General features: G+C 52.8%; 15 protein-coding genes. 8 read left to right on the top strand and 7 right to left on the bottom strand.

The features are described 5' to 3' along the window. Window positions 1-79: 79 nt before the first annotated feature. The 7 genes from HY011_13785 to HY011_13755 form a co-directional block, all read right to left on the bottom strand. Window positions 80-1,264, bottom strand: coding sequence for a tetratricopeptide repeat protein (locus HY011_13785; GenBank protein MBI3424001.1), 1,185 nt, complete (start codon window positions 1,262-1,264; stop codon window positions 80-82). A gap of 115 nt (window positions 1,265-1,379) precedes the next feature. Then, a complete protein-coding gene (locus HY011_13780; GenBank protein MBI3424000.1) occupies window positions 1,380-2,522 on the bottom strand; it encodes an MCE family protein in 1,143 nt (380 codons plus the stop codon). Window positions 2,523-2,648: 126 nt separating this feature from the next. Further along, entirely contained in the window at window positions 2,649-3,455 is an 807-nt protein-coding gene (locus tag HY011_13775) for an ATP-binding cassette domain-containing protein (GenBank protein MBI3423999.1), read from the bottom strand. 5 nt (window positions 3,456-3,460) lie between these two features. Beyond that, window positions 3,461-4,225 (bottom strand): ABC transporter permease, encoded by a 765-nt coding sequence (locus tag HY011_13770; GenBank protein ID MBI3423998.1) that lies wholly within the window; start codon window positions 4,223-4,225, stop codon window positions 3,461-3,463. 221 nt (window positions 4,226-4,446) lie between these two features. After that, window positions 4,447-6,123, bottom strand: a complete 1,677-nt coding sequence (locus tag HY011_13765; GenBank protein ID MBI3423997.1) for a S41 family peptidase — start codon at window positions 6,121-6,123, stop codon at window positions 4,447-4,449. 91 nt (window positions 6,124-6,214) lie between these two features. Next, window positions 6,215-7,045 (bottom strand): DUF72 domain-containing protein, encoded by an 831-nt coding sequence (locus tag HY011_13760; protein ID MBI3423996.1) that lies wholly within the window; start codon window positions 7,043-7,045, stop codon window positions 6,215-6,217. A 54-nt stretch (window positions 7,046-7,099) separates the two neighbouring features. After that, complete coding sequence (locus tag HY011_13755; GenBank protein MBI3423995.1) at window positions 7,100-8,095, bottom strand: integron integrase; 996 nt, start codon at window positions 8,093-8,095, stop codon at window positions 7,100-7,102. A 155-nt stretch (window positions 8,096-8,250) separates the two neighbouring features. Between HY011_13755 and HY011_13750 the strand changes: the two genes are divergently transcribed. The 8 genes from HY011_13750 (at window position 8,251) to HY011_13715 (ending at window position 13,327) form a co-directional block, all read left to right on the top strand. Next, window positions 8,251-8,625, top strand: a complete 375-nt coding sequence (locus HY011_13750) for a hypothetical protein (GenBank protein ID MBI3423994.1) — start codon at window positions 8,251-8,253, stop codon at window positions 8,623-8,625. Window positions 8,626-8,745: 120 nt separating this feature from the next. Continuing rightward, a complete protein-coding gene (locus HY011_13745; protein MBI3423993.1) occupies window positions 8,746-9,309 on the top strand; it encodes an ATP-dependent Clp protease proteolytic subunit in 564 nt (187 codons plus the stop codon). A gap of 636 nt (window positions 9,310-9,945) precedes the next feature. Then, window positions 9,946-10,860 (top strand): tetratricopeptide repeat protein, encoded by a 915-nt coding sequence (locus tag HY011_13740; protein MBI3423992.1) that lies wholly within the window; start codon window positions 9,946-9,948, stop codon window positions 10,858-10,860. A 136-nt stretch (window positions 10,861-10,996) separates the two neighbouring features. Beyond that, window positions 10,997-11,410, top strand: a complete 414-nt coding sequence (locus HY011_13735) for a hypothetical protein (protein MBI3423991.1) — start codon at window positions 10,997-10,999, stop codon at window positions 11,408-11,410. A 285-nt stretch (window positions 11,411-11,695) separates the two neighbouring features. Then, complete coding sequence (locus tag HY011_13730) at window positions 11,696-11,935, top strand: hypothetical protein (GenBank protein ID MBI3423990.1); 240 nt, start codon at window positions 11,696-11,698, stop codon at window positions 11,933-11,935. A 5-nt stretch (window positions 11,936-11,940) separates the two neighbouring features. Continuing rightward, window positions 11,941-12,165: a hypothetical protein gene (locus tag HY011_13725; protein MBI3423989.1), complete on the top strand. Its 225-nt coding sequence runs from the start codon at window positions 11,941-11,943 to the stop codon at window positions 12,163-12,165. A 299-nt stretch (window positions 12,166-12,464) separates the two neighbouring features. Continuing rightward, window positions 12,465-12,929 (top strand): hypothetical protein, encoded by a 465-nt coding sequence (locus tag HY011_13720; protein ID MBI3423988.1) that lies wholly within the window; start codon window positions 12,465-12,467, stop codon window positions 12,927-12,929. After that, on the top strand, window positions 12,926-13,327 hold the full coding sequence (locus tag HY011_13715) for a transposase (GenBank protein MBI3423987.1): 402 nt from the start codon (window positions 12,926-12,928) through the stop codon (window positions 13,325-13,327). The genes HY011_13720 and HY011_13715 overlap by 4 nt, the downstream gene beginning before the upstream one ends. The last annotated feature ends 25 nt before the right edge of the window (window positions 13,328-13,352 follow it).

The raw sequence follows: 13,352 nt of genomic DNA, 5'->3' as shown, positions 1-13,352 counted from the left end.
GTCATTGCAGGAAGCACAGGCTCTTCACGATAACAAATGAACAATGAACAATGAACCTATCCTCAATCAATCCTGTCAATCAATCCGGCGGCGGCGGCGGCGGCGGCGGCGTTGGCGCAACGCTTGGCTCCTGCATCAGCTTGCGCGCCTGTTCCAATTGCTGGCGAATCTTATTGCTGTCAATTGAGGAATCCGTCGTTGCGCCGAGGCTCAGCACCAATTCAAATTCCTGCACGGCGCGCGCGTAATCTTTGCGGCGCATGGCAATCTCGCCCAGCCAGGCGTGCGGGCGCGGCCAATTGGGGGCGCGTTCGATGGCCTTGTTGTAATTCTCTTCGGCCTGCGTGTCGTCTTTTGCCAACAACCAGGCCGTGCCGAGGTTGTTGTAGGGCAGGGCCGAATCCGGTTCGCGTTTGAGCGCTTCCTGCAAGACCGCACGCGCGGCGACGTAGTTTTTGCGTTCGTTGTAAATGATGCCCAAGCCATTCGCCGGTAAAAACCAAGTCCTGTCCTGATCATAGGCCTTCTTCCACCACTCCAACGCTTTGTCCTTTTCGCCGCGCAAATAGGCCGCGCGCCCGGCGGCGTAACTGGCCTGCGCAACCAAGTGTTTGTCGGTTGGCTGAATCTCGCTGGCCCAGGCGAGCATGCGTTGTGCTTCCTCCCAGGCTTCGGCGGGGGCATCGCGTTTGCCGGGCGCGGCGATGTCGGCGAAAAGCTGTTGCGGCTTGGCGGTCAATTGCGGCACCAGCGGTTTGGTGAATTCCGCCAACTGCTCAGGTGTTTTGCCTTCGCGTTTGAGTTCTTGATACAGATCGTAGGCGCTCGTCCCGGCAGGCGAAACGAGCTTGCCCGACTGGATGGCTTGCGTAAATTTCGACTGCGTCGAGTTGGTGAAAAAGTAAAACGCGGTTGCGGCGGCGATGATGGCGACGAGCGCCAGGCTCAGCAACAGCCAAAGCCAGGTTTTGGAACCGGCGGTTGTTACTACGGGCGCGACCCAGGCTTCGGTAGCGGGCGCGAAATTTTGCGCCGTGGGTTGAACGGGTTGCTGGATGGTCAAGGCCGGTTCGACCCGTTGCGTGGCAATCTCGATGCGATTGGTCGGCTGGCTCAACGGCACGGCGCGTTGGACGGGTTGCGTAGTCGGCGCCGAAAAGCTGGGCGGCGGCGGTTGCACGATTTCCTGCAACCGCGCGCCGTCGCGCTGACAGAAGGCCAATTGATCGGGGTATTGCGTGTGGCAAGTGGGACAGGTTTTCATCGTTGCCGACCTCGCTTGATTAGGTTGCCGCGCTGCAAAAAAGCGCAAAAGACAAAAAAGAACTGACTCTTCTTTGCGCCTTTTGCGCCTCATTGCGGCCTTTCAGATAGATGAATCAGAAGACCGCCAGCTTGATGGAGAGATACTTCTTCGGATTCTGCCGGAAATCGTAAAGCAGTTTGGTGACCTCTGCCGAAACGTTGTTGACGTTGTTGTAAAGCTTGTCGTCTTTGAGCAACAGGCCGGCAGTGCCTTCGCCGCGTTCCAAACGTTCAGAGATGCCCTTGAGCTTGGCGACGGTGTCGCGCGCTTCACGATACAGCTCTTCGTCGCGGATCAGCTTGCCCAGATTGCCTTCGCCGGCTTCGACGCTCGCCATCGTGCGATCCAGGCGGGTCGAAGTCTGTTCGAGTTTGGAGATCAGGGAATTGGCCTTGTTATAAATCTCTTCGTCCTTGAGCAGCTTGCCGATGGTGCCCTTGCCGTTGTTGAGTTGCTGATTCAGACCGTCGGACAGCGCGCGCAATTGCGTGATGGTGTCGCTGAACTGATTGTAAAGCGCCGGGTCTTTGACCAGACGGCCCACGGTGCCATCGCCTTCTTTGAAATCTTTGAGCAGGCTTTCGGTTTGCAACACAGTCTTGTTCAAGTTGACGTAGAAGGCTTCATCGTTGAGAAAGCGGCCCAGCGTGCCGTCGCCCTTCTTCAGTTTGCCAGTCATGGTTTTGATGTCGTCTGAGATGACATTGAGGTTGCTGACGGCGGTTTGGGCGGCATTGATGATGTCGCCGACACTCTTTTGCGCCTGGCTGTTGATGCGGTCGCCGTCTTTGATCGGCGAGCCTTTCAGTGTGCCGGGCACGATGTCAATGACGTTATCGCCCAACACGCCAGCGCTTTTGAGCACAGCCAGCGAATCGGTGCGAATGCGTTCGATGGCTGGACGCCCGTCGAGCTTGCCATCAATTTCCATCACGATCTCGACGTTGTTTTGCGCATTGGCGTCGTTGGGAATCTGCGTGCTGAAATTGATGACTTTGACACTGCCGATCTTCTTGCCGGAGAGGCGCACTTCGGCCCCTTTGTGCAAGCCATCCACCTGGGACATCTCGGTTTTGATAATCGTCTTGCGATTTAGCCACGGCACTGAGATGTCACCGCTCACGGTAAAAATGACGACCGCTAAAATCGCCAGCGCAGCCAGCACCAGCAATCCGACGCGCAACTCGGACAAACGCGGTTGAGTGGTTTGCGGCATATTTCCTCCAGAATGGGGTAGGCAACGTAGGGGCAGACCTGCGTGTCTGCCCCGGTGGCAGCAGACGGCAGCGCTGGCGTCAAACCCGGCTGGGGCAGACACGCAGGTCTGCCCCTACGTTGCCACCTAGCTCAGAAACTTCTTGATATAAGGATCATCGGACATACGCATTTCTTCATCGGTGCCGTTGAAGATAATGTTGCCATCGCGCAGCATAATAAATTTCGTATTGATCAGGCACAACGTATCGCCTTCGTGTTGAAAGACCAAATTGCCCAGGTCGTCGCGGATGACATATTCGCTGGCGAGGACTTCGATGTCCTGCAAGCGGTGCGTGACGAAAATCGAAGAGACTTCTTCGAGGTCGCGCAACTTCAGCGCCAGTTCATTGATCGTGCGCGCCGTGATCGGATCGAGGCCGGCGGTCGGCTCGTCATACAAAATGATCTTCGGGCTGCCGACCAGGGCGCGCGCAATGCCGACGCGGCGGCGCATGCCGCCCGAAAGCTGGTTGGGCATCTTGTCAATCGCGTGCTCTAAATCAACGAAGCGCAGCATGCGGCGCACCACGGCATCCACTTCAGCTTCGGGCCGCCGCTGTTCGCGCAAGCGATAGGCGACATTGTCATACACCGAAAGACTATCGAACAACGCGCCTTCCTGAAAAACCATGCCGAGTTTCTGGCGCACCTTCATCAACGCTTCTTCTTTCAGATGCGTGATGTCTTCGCCGTCCACGAGAACCTGTCCCGCATCGGGTTTGAGCAGCCCTAACACCAAGCGGCAGATCGTGGATTTGCCCGTGCCCGAACCGCCCATCACGATCTTTGATTCGCCATAACGCACCTTGAAGCTGACGTGATCGAGGATCACGCGGTCGCCAAAGGCGAGGCAAACATCCCGAAATTCGATGGCGTTCAGATTCTGTTTCATCACACTTAAGGAGCAAGCAGCGTCGAAAGAATCAGCTTCGACAGCACAAAGTCTACGGCAATAATCAAAATGGACGAAACGACGACGGATTGCGTCGTGGCGCGCCCCACGCCCACGGTGCCGCCGGTCGTACTCAGGCCTTTGTAACAGCCGATGATCGCGATCAGATAACCAAAGACCGTCGGTTTGATCAGACCGCTGATGATCTCGTTGAGCGACACAGCCTTTTGCGCTGAGGCCAGATAGACCGACGTGGGTTGATGCAAAAACGCGATGGAAGAAAGCATCCCGCCCAGCGTCCCGATCATGTCGCAGATCACCGTCAATATAGGTGCCATCACCACGAGCGCAATGACACGCGGCGCGACCAGTTTTTTGATGGGGTCGGTGCCCAGCGCGCGCATCGCATCAATCTGTTCGCTGACCAGCATCGAACCCAACTCCGCCGCGATGCCCGAACCGACACGCCCCGCCAGCATCAAACAGGTCAACACCGGCCCCAATTCGCGAATCAAACTGGTCGCCACCAACTGGCCCGCGACGCTTTGCACGCCGAAACTTTGCAAGGTGCTGCCGGTGTTGAGCGCCAACACGCCGCCCGTAAAAAAACCGGTCAACAGAATAATGGCCAAACTGCCGAAGCCCAGCACATCCATCTGCCGCACGACTTCGACCCAATAACGCGGCGGACGGGTCAGGCCGCGCAAAACGCGCCAACTGAGGACAGCAATTTCCTGGATTTGGAAGACAGCACGGGTGATCGGATTCATCAGCAGATTTCAGCCGGTGTTAAAGCGGGCATTTTCAGCATCTGTTTTGCTTTTGGGGAGCCGCGGCTCCGGCGCACAAACCACTCGTTGATACAGCATTTGAAAGCACTTGCACGATGATTTTGGCTTTGCCAATTACGCGGCCAATGATGCGGGTTTTGCGCAGACAGGTCAAGGTGGAAGCCTGGCGGCCAGGCCCATTTCAGCGTTCCGGGACAGGGTTAATTTCGAATTGACACACTGGGTTTGAATAAACGCGCGCGTTCGTTGAGCAACTTCGCTTTGGGGAGTTCTTCGATGGCGTGCAGCGCTTGCGGATCGCTTTCCATCAGGAATTGCTCACCCGCTTCAACGCCATACGCGGCGGTGATGAGTTCCGCGCGCAAGCGGCGGCGCACATACTCCGTTTGCTCGCCGAGTTTGGTTTCCAACGCGCGGAATTTGGGCCGTTCGCGCCAGAACCCGCGCAAGGCATTCAGGATGGGTTCGTTGATGGGAAATTCATTGCCGCGCAATTGGTACTCGTAATTCGGTTGGGCCAGTTTGTATTCGGGCAAGCTGGGCACCATGCCTGCGATCAACTGCCGCACGAATTCAAAGCAGGCGTCACGCAACTGCCAATCCTCTTCGGGCAAGTTCACCAAAACGTCCGGCGTGATGCCGCCGCCGCCGCGCAAGACGCGTTTGGTCGGTGTGTAAAACGCCTCTTTGCTATTCGGCATTGGCTTGAACTTGGCGGGCGGGCGGATGCCCTCGCGGTAGTAATCATAAAGACTGACGCCCGTATATTCGCGCTGTATCGAACGCCCGCTGGCGGTGTAATACTTGGCCGTCGTCAGCGTCAGGCCCATGCCCCAGGGCAAGCGAAAGACGGTTTGCACCAGCCCTTTGCCAAAACTGGCGGAGCCGACCACCAACCCGCGATCCTGATCTTGCATCGCGCCGGCCACGATCTCTGACGCCGAAGCCGTCTCGTGATCAATCAGCACGGCCAGCGGCATCGTTTCAGGTTCGGGATTGTCCGAACGATAAACCTGTTTGGGGGCGCGCGCGCCTTTGACGCTGACGATTTCGCTGTCGGTGGGCAGAAAGATTTCGGCGACTTGCACCGCCTGTTTCAAGAGACCGCCCGGATTGCGCCGCAGATCCAGCACGAGCGCCGTCATCCCGTCCTTTTTCAGCTTGGCGATGGCCTCGCGCAACTCTTCACTGGTCGCCTGGTTGAAGCCCCCCGTCAACCCGATGTACCCAATGTCGGGCCGCAGCATGAAACGATTGCGCACCGACGGATAGGGAATTTCATCGCGTTCGATTTGAAAGGTCAGCGTCTTGGTCAAATTACGCTCGGTATTGCGTTCGGCAGGGCGCTCATTGGTTCGCTCAACCACGCGTTCGACCGTGACCTCGACGGTCGTGCCGCGATTGCCGCGCACGTGTTTGAGCGCGTCGGCGTGCGTCCAATCTTTGGCCGGTTTGCCGTCCACAGCCAGCAACGCATCGCCATAGCGCAGCCCGGCCTTTTCCGCCGGCAAGCCCGGATTGACGCCCAAGATATAGAGCCGCCCGTTGCGCTGGTTGACGGTGATGCCGATGCCGTAAAACTTGCTGGACTGCTCATCCTGCATTTCATTAAATTCCTGCCGGTTGAAAAAGCTCGAATGCGGATCGAGCGTGTGCAACATCTTCGAGACCGCGCCGCGCGTCAGCCGTTCGTTATCGGGCAACGCTGCATGGTTCTCTTCAACCAGCTTCAACGCGTCGGCAAAGGCGCGTACCACCGGATTGTCCGCCATCGCATCGCTCGGTTGCAGCGGCGTCGGCTGTTTGCCCAACAGCCCGCCTGCCACTGTGGCGGCAGTGAGAATCAGGCTGGCAATGATGACGAAGTAACGCGACATAACAAGACTTTTACCACGAAGAAGCGCCGCGAGAAAGGCAGCGCAATGTTTCAGTAGCGCACGCGGGGCGACTGGCACAGACCTTTTCAACTCAAAACAACGACGGTTGCACAATCAGCTCTGCCGGATCAACCACCGGCAATCCTAACAGTCGTTTGAACTGCTGGCACGACGCGGGCGAATGGCCCTGATAGTGATTGTTGAAATAGCCAAAAATCTGCCCCGTGTAAGCTTGCAACTGCGCGAACGCGGCGGCCCAGGCTAGCAGTTCACGCTCACGCGCTAGCTGCACGCGCGAAAAATCCGTCAATTCGCGCGGCCCGACCCAGCGCACATAGGCGAATTCGGGAATCGCCCAACGTTCCAATCGTTCAATCAGCTTGAAGGTCAATTCGCGCGGAATCCATGGACTATCCACCAGCGCCAGCGCCACACCGTTGTCGCGCAACAGCGGCAGCGCGCGTTCGCCATTGGTTTTGTTCAACCAATGGCGATCCCGGAACTCGATGGCAAAGCGCAAATCGCGCGGCAGCAGGGGCAGAAACTGCGCCAACGCGTCAAAGGCCAAGGGTGAGAAATCAGGCGGCATTTGAATCAGGATCAGCGCCAGCGTTGCGCCGAGTTCACGCGCCCGCGTACAGAAGCGTTCCAAAATCTCGGCGCTGTCGCGCAGCCGGTGCCGGTGCGTGATTTCTTGCGGCAATTTCAGCGAATAGGTAAAACCATTTGGCGCGCGTTTGCGCCAGCCTTCCACTACCGCCGCCGCCGGAATGGCATACCAGGTCGAATCAATCTCGACCGTGTCAAAGACCTTGGCATATAAATCCAGATACTCCGCCGGGCGCGAGCCGGTGGGATAGAACGGCCCTAGCCAATCGTCATAATTCCAGCCTTGTGCGCCGATGTGAACTTCGTTTTGCATAGCCTGTTTGCGGTGCGGAATGACAAGGCATTGTAGCCGACCGGCCACAACTGCTCATAGCCGATCCAGCGGGCTGTTGACGCCGAGGCCGCCGCGATTGAGCACGTGGGTATAAATCATCGTGGTGCTCACATCGGCGTGGCCGAGTAACTCCTGGACAGTGCGGATGTCATAACCGGCTTCTAACAAGTGCGTGGCGAAGCTGTGGCGCAAGGTGTGGCAACTGCCGTGTTTTGTGATGGCGGCTTGGCGTATGGCTTCCTTGACGGCTTTTTGTAACACCGAAGGATCGAGGTGATGCCGCCGTTCGATTTGTGTGCGTGGATCACGCGAACGTTTAGGGGCGGGGAAGACGTATTGCCATTTCCATTCGGTGGCGGCTTGCGGATATTTCTTTTCCAGTGCGTAAGGTAACGCAACGTTGCCAAAGCCTTCGCGCAAATCTATTTCGTGAGCTTCTTTTACCGTGACCAAATGTTGTAGCAGCGCTTCTTTCAATCTCAGCGGCAACATCGTGACACGGTCTTTGCCGCCTTTGCCCTGGCGGACGGTGATTTGGTGTTGCGCGAAATCAACGTCTTTCACGCGCAGCCGCAGTAACTCACGCAAACGCATGCCGGTGCCGTAAAGCAGGCTGGCCATGAGTAACTTGCGCCCATCCATTTGCGCCAGCAGTTGTTCCACCTCAGCGCATGTAAAAACAACCGGCAAGCGCGGCTGTTTCTTCGCGGGTTGTAAATCGCCGATTGACGGTAACTCAATTTGTAACACCTCGCGGTACAAAAACAGGATTGAATGCAGCGCGACGTTTTGCGTCCCCGCCGCCACGTTGTTGTCATTGACCAGATGCGCCAGAAAGTCGCGCACCTCGGGCGCGCTCATTTCTGCCGGATGGCGTTTGTGGTGAAAGAGAATGAACCGTTTGATCCAATCGGTATAGGTTTCTTCGGTGCGGTAACTCATGCCGCGCAAACGGATGGTTGTGCGAACTTGATCGAGTAGTTTGGGCGCCGGGGTCGCCGCGTCACTGGGTTGCTGGGGTTGACTCATAATCACCTCGCTGCTGGGCACTCAGACTTTGTTCCGATTTTATTGCCCGCCAAGGGCCAGGCAATTATACTGCGCCTGCCTTTGAAGTAAATCACTCGGTATGGATCAGTCCAAGGCGGCACGCATTTTCGACTTTCAGCAAAGGGAGCGGCGTCATGCTGGCAAAGAAAAAACTAAAACCCGGCCAGAACGGCACCAAAGCGATGCTCGACCAGTATGGCGAACAATTGGTTTGTGTGCGCTATCGTTATGACCGCGCGCGCCAGTTGCGCCTCAAAACCGTCGAATTGATTGTCGAAACCGCGCCCTGGATTCATCCCGCCGATCAAATCGCCCCGGCTGCCATCGTCGGCATCAGGGTCGCATTGGCAGAGGCTGATTTGCAGCGGCAAGTCAAACAGGCTGGCGGCAAATGGAATCGAGAACGCAGGCTCTGGGACATCCGCTACGATCAGGTTGTAGCCTTAAACCTCACCGAGCGTATCGAGCCATCCACCATGCCTAATAATGGAAAGGTCGCACATGCCTAATAGTGGAAACCAACTTATGCCTAATACTAGGAACGCATGCCTAATACTAGGCATCGTGGTTGATACTAGGCATGAGTGATGTCCATCGAATTCATGTTCGACTCTAAACCGTAATAAGTTATGAAAACACCAGTATTTTACCTTAACTTTCCTGATGCTATCACAGTTAACACTGTAAAAATTCTTATGTCAGCTTGCACTGAAATAATAAATAATCAACATCCCGCAACCTTATATTTATCAATGTCATCTCGCGGTGGCGACATTGCCGCTGGAATAACACTATTTAATTATTTGCGGGCATTACCACTTGACCTTATTACACACAATATTGGTGTTGTTGATTCAATTGCAACCATCATTTTTCTAGCCGGTAAGGAACGATTTGCATCTTCAAACGCAACATTTTTATTTCATGGTGTTCAACTCAGCATTCAACAACCTACTTTACTATCAGTTACTCAAACTAGAGAGTTATTAAGTGGAATTGAAGCCGATGAAAATAAACTAGCAAATATTTATCAGACTTTTTCCAGACTTACTGAAACCGAAGTTAGAGAGCTTTATACACAAGGGGCAACAAAAGATGCTAAGTTTGCATTGGATAAAGGGGTCATTGATGAGATTAAGGATTTCATCATTTCTCCAGGCTCTAGTCTGATATCCTTGAACATTGCCGCCTGAAAACCGTTCCAAACTTGGGGTCTCACCAACTACCGTATATTTTGAGTTATAAATATTTGACATGCCGTTAACCGAGTCGAACATCCGTTGCACCGGAGCCGCTTTCCGTAGCTTGATGTTTCGGGAGCAAAAACGCGGCCCGTTGAACGCGGTGTTAGGCGAGTAACACGCAGCGGAAATCAAGCAATTAACTGACAGACTGGGAGAATCCTATGACAACACGTAATCTGAAATGTCCTAAATGTAAAGTAGATATGGAAGAGGGCTATATTTTAGATAAAGGGGATTCTGGATATCTACAGAGTCGGTGGGTGGAGGGAGAACCAGAGAAAAGCAATTGGTTTGGATGGTTTGGAGTTAAAACAAGCGGGAAAGAGATCTTACAGGTTACAACATATCGATGTAGAAGATGCGGATTTCTTGAGTCATATGCAGCACAGGCTGAGTAGTATGACTCCTCGAAACAATCAGGTTACGAAGCAGAAGTAATCGAGACGGTCAGTTCCAACGAAGCAGCGCCTAACATCGGTTGCAGCGGAGGCGCTTCTCCGTTCCATGGTTCTGGTAGTGAAACACGCGCCCCGCTGAACAGCGCCGTTAGGCTTCGTTTTGTTAGCAACGAATCGGAGGTAGCGTATGAAATTGATAAATATCATCAGGGCAAAATTTCACGCTAGCCAAGGCAAATTATTAGGGCAAAAAGAGTTGCTTTTTGATGCCGAAAATGAGCTTCGTACTGCTATCGAAATATATGAGGGGTTGAAGGAGGCGTATAATGATCTAGGTCTTGTATTGACAATGCAAGGTAGGTTATACGAAGCAATCGTTACCCTTAAAAAGGCAATTCAGATCGACCATAAATATGCTGATGCAAGGTATAATTTGGCAAATGCATATTTTGAAGCTGATATGTTTAATGAGGCTATAAGACATTACCAAGCAGTTATTGTCCTTCAGCCAAAAGCCGCTGATGCTAAAAATAACTTGGCCAGGTCCTTTCAAAAAGCTGGGAGAATTGCGGAGGCTGAAGAGGTATTGGAAGAAATCGTAATAGCTAATAGGGGATATTCACTTGCAAAAGAAAACTTAGAAACATTACGAAATAATTGCCAGCGAGCAAAGACAAAAATTGAAAGCATACGATTAACACTTGACTCAGGCAGTCTGGATGCGGGTTTGTATAATGAGCTTGGAACTGCTCTATACAATCTCGGCCAATGGGAAGACGCGATTGCAGCTTATAGGATGGCTATTAAGCTAAACCCTGATTTGAAAAATGCCAGCAATAATCTCGGAGCATTACTAGCAGATCAAGGTAAATATAATGAGGCTATTTTAGCGTATGAAACTGCTTTAGGAACTGATCCCGAACACTCAGGAGCACAGCGTAACCTTGCGATCGCTTATGAGTCATTAGGGCGTTATGCCGATGCGCTCAAAGAATGGGAGAAATACCTTCAACTTCAAATAGACTCCAATGATAAAAAATGGGCGATTGCTCGAATTAAGGATGTGAAATATTTGATTGATAACAATGTCAGTATTCAGTGAGAACACAGCCTAACATCTATTCAACCGTAGCCGCGCCAACGAGTGATGTGGTCAGTTCCAATGTTACAGGCGCGGCACGGTTAATGCGGTGTTGGGCGGACGCAAAACTTCCGCCACAAAACAAAGGAGGTTCAGCATGTGGAGCTTTTGGGGGCCACCTGGGGTTGGCGAATTTGACGGCGTAACATTTATGGCGCGCACCCTTTCTCGCGATTGGGAGAACTACCCGAAAGATGAGTTTCTTGAAAAAATGCCCGGAACTTGGCACGGTGCGACAGTAGAAGACAGCGGAGATTATGTCATCGTCCCTAATCCGGGACTTTACTTGTATTTTGAGTTTCATTTCTTCTTTCCCGAGAAAAGAGGCACTCGAATGGAGTTCCTCATTGTTCGGGGGCGCGACGAACTGAGAGATCTCTGGATCGTTGGGAAATCGGGTGACCTTGCATGCCGTCTTAAGTCGGCAAACGAGACATCTATTTCCCGTGATGCCCAGAAAGCAGCAAAAATACTTGCGAAGCAGTTTGGTGTGAAACAGGTCTCTGGGTAAACCTTTATTAAGAGATGCGACCCACGCATGGTTGCTGGGAAAAGATCATAGCCAATAAGCCCAATTAATGGCCCGCTGTGAAATCGAAGTCAGGGCGGGGATGCGCCCAACTGGTGGTTGCCCCAGACGGCGTAAACACAGATACTCGCATTAGGAGATTGCATGAGCTTGAGCAAAGAATCAGGGATTCACGTCTCATTCAGTTTGCTTGGAAAGATCATTGTCTTTGTAGTGATATTGATGGTCATAGCATATGTTGTGGGTTATAACTCTAAATAAAATCCAGTGAGCCTATTTGAAGTCATCAGCAAAATTGAAGACATTGAGATTATCGCTGTTGGCAGCAAAATCCGTGACCTCGAGTGGTTGCAGAAAACTTATGGCAACGGGCGCTGGCGTAAATTGAAAGGTTTTGCTCGCATTCGCTTTCTGGATGACGGCGAAGAGTTTGAAGCTGAAGTGCATTGGTACGAAGCACACGGCATCGGCAAGGTAGAAATGAAAATTAAGGAGCTTCTCGATTAAAGCTTATGAGTACAAAACCGCAATTTGTCATTTGCATTAAGAACGAAGATTACCCCGCTTCGTTACAGTTATGGAAAGTTTATCGTGTGCTACCCGATGAAAAAGGTGCCCGTCACAATATGATTCGAGTAGTTGATGAATCGGGCGAAGATTACCTTTTTTCTGCAAGTTATTTCGTTCCGGTAAAATTGCCACAGGCAGTGAAATCAGCGATTCTGGCAACGGCTTAAAAGTATCCAGCAGCCGCCCAACATCCATTCCACACGGAGCGGCTCCTCGTAGCCAACTTGCTTGGTAGCGAAGGCCGCCGCCCGGTGAACGAGGCCGTTAGACACTCGCAGGTTTGCGTGGACGGGCGTAACAGGCATGGGCGTAAAAAGTCATAGAAGCAAATTTTGAGATCATTAGACTTGTTGCGACGGGGTGAATCTGTATAACCTGATGCTGCTCAGAGGCTTGCAGTCTTTGGCGCAAATCGCTAGCCTCTTGACATGAAACTGCAAATTTCGGAGTTGACCACAGCTCGTCAATGGAGCGCTTCTACCGGATGTGTACCCAAGCTCAATTCCAGAAGTTACTGGTTCTGTTTACCACAAGCTACCTGGAGCTACACGGGAAATCCGTCGCTGAGCGCCAAGCGGAAATCGAAGTTACTCCGAGCTTAGCTTCAGAAGAAGAGTTGTTATTCTTCACCTTGTTTAACCTCAAAGTCGGGTTGACTTATGACGTGCTAGGGTTTGTCAGTGGGCTGGACGGCGCCAATGCCAAACGCAATCAAACCAGCGGGCTGACGGTCTTAGCACACGCCCTGCAATCCGCCCAGTGTTTGCCCCGTCGCAAGTTCAAGGACACGGCAGAATTTGCTCAATACTTGCAGCAGGAAGAAACTTTGATCTTTGACGGCCTGGCGCAAAGAATGCGAAGACCCGCTGACGACGAAGTGCAACGCGCTCACTACACGGGGAAAAAAAGTGCCACACCGTCAAAGCCGTGACGCTGCGCAATCCTTTGTGGCGCATTTTGTACTTGAGCGAATGTTGGGTCGGAAAAACGCACGACTACAGGATGTTCCAACTCGAGTTTCCTCCGGTAGAAAATTGGTTCGCCGAGTGCCGCGTCCGCGTGGACATGGGTTTTTTAGGAATCGAAAAGGATTACACGTGCAAAGAACTGCTGATACCACACAAAAAACCGAAGAAGCAGGAGCTAACTCCGGAACAAAAAGCAGAAAACAAGTTACTGGCGCGCGCGCGCGTTGTCGTCGAGCATAGCATCGCCGGATTGAAGCGCTATCGAATTTTATCAGATCGTCTACGTATGCATGACCTTGATTTATACAACGTTACTTTAGGGGTCTGCGCGGGACTCTGGAATTTTAGGCTAAGTTGTTGAACGCAAACATCACAATAACTCTATT

Source organism: Acidobacteriota bacterium (assembly GCA_016196035.1).
GTDB lineage: Bacteria > Acidobacteriota > Blastocatellia > RBC074 > RBC074 > JACPYM01.
This window is presented reverse-complemented; position numbering and strand designations above follow the sequence as displayed.

Bases quoted from the DNA above. Each gene is read 5' to 3' on its own strand.
- HY011_13720 (MBI3423988.1), top strand. From the start codon at position 12,465: ATGGAGCGCTTCTACCGGATGTGTACCCAAGCTCAATTCCAGAAGTTA.
- HY011_13755 (MBI3423995.1), bottom strand. From the start codon at position 8,095: ATGAGTCAACCCCAGCAACCCAGTGACGCGGCGACCCCGGCGCCCAAA.
- HY011_13735 (MBI3423991.1), top strand. From the start codon at position 10,997: ATGTGGAGCTTTTGGGGGCCACCTGGGGTTGGCGAATTTGACGGCGTA.
- HY011_13740 (MBI3423992.1), top strand. From the start codon at position 9,946: ATGAAATTGATAAATATCATCAGGGCAAAATTTCACGCTAGCCAAGGC.
- HY011_13750 (MBI3423994.1), top strand. From the start codon at position 8,251: ATGCTGGCAAAGAAAAAACTAAAACCCGGCCAGAACGGCACCAAAGCG.
- HY011_13760 (MBI3423996.1), bottom strand. From the start codon at position 7,045: ATGCAAAACGAAGTTCACATCGGCGCACAAGGCTGGAATTATGACGAT.
- HY011_13765 (MBI3423997.1), bottom strand. From the start codon at position 6,123: ATGTCGCGTTACTTCGTCATCATTGCCAGCCTGATTCTCACTGCCGCC.
- HY011_13775 (MBI3423999.1), bottom strand. From the start codon at position 3,455: ATGAAACAGAATCTGAACGCCATCGAATTTCGGGATGTTTGCCTCGCC.
- HY011_13785 (MBI3424001.1), bottom strand. From the start codon at position 1,264: ATGAAAACCTGTCCCACTTGCCACACGCAATACCCCGATCAATTGGCC.
- HY011_13725 (MBI3423989.1), top strand. From the start codon at position 11,941: ATGAGTACAAAACCGCAATTTGTCATTTGCATTAAGAACGAAGATTAC.
- HY011_13770 (MBI3423998.1), bottom strand. From the start codon at position 4,225: ATGAATCCGATCACCCGTGCTGTCTTCCAAATCCAGGAAATTGCTGTC.
- HY011_13780 (MBI3424000.1), bottom strand. From the start codon at position 2,522: ATGCCGCAAACCACTCAACCGCGTTTGTCCGAGTTGCGCGTCGGATTG.
- HY011_13745 (MBI3423993.1), top strand. From the start codon at position 8,746: ATGAAAACACCAGTATTTTACCTTAACTTTCCTGATGCTATCACAGTT.